We start from the raw sequence: 417 nt of genomic DNA, 5'->3' as shown, positions 1-417 counted from the left end.
GGCCTGGCGGCTGACCACCAGGTTTAGCCGGCCCGGCAGCGGCCGACCCAGCGAGTCCCAGGTCTTGCGCCCCATGATCACCGGCTTGCCGAGGGTCATCGCCTTGAAATGCTTGAGGTCGGCCGGCAGGCGCCAGGGCAGGCGGTTGTCGATGCCGATCGCGCGGTTCTCGCCAAGGGCGGCGATCATCGCCAGCGGTCGTGCCATGGGGTTACCTCATCGTGGAAGGACAAAGGCGCGAGGATAAACACTCGCGCCGGCGGACTCCAGGCCAACTGTGCGGGCCGGCCTACAAGGGATTGGCATACGGCGGCACCTGCATGAAGAAGGTGCCATCCTCGTTGACCTGGGTGGTGCCGGTCGCCAGCACCTTGCGGTAGTCCTGCAGGTTGAAGGTCAGCACCTGGTCCGGGGTCT

General features: G+C 66.4%; 1 pseudogene. It reads right to left on the bottom strand.

What is annotated here, in order from left to right:
- Positions 1 to 183, bottom strand: a pseudogene (locus FLO80_RS23995) (dihydrofolate reductase); the annotation flags it as partial.
- Positions 184 to 417: the final 234 nt, after the last annotated feature.

This window comes from Aquicoccus porphyridii (genome assembly GCF_008369105.1).
Classification (GTDB): Bacteria; Pseudomonadota; Alphaproteobacteria; order Rhodobacterales; family Rhodobacteraceae; genus Aquicoccus; species Aquicoccus porphyridii.
Note: the sequence above shows the minus strand (reverse complement) of the source record. Positions and strands in the feature narration are given on the sequence as shown.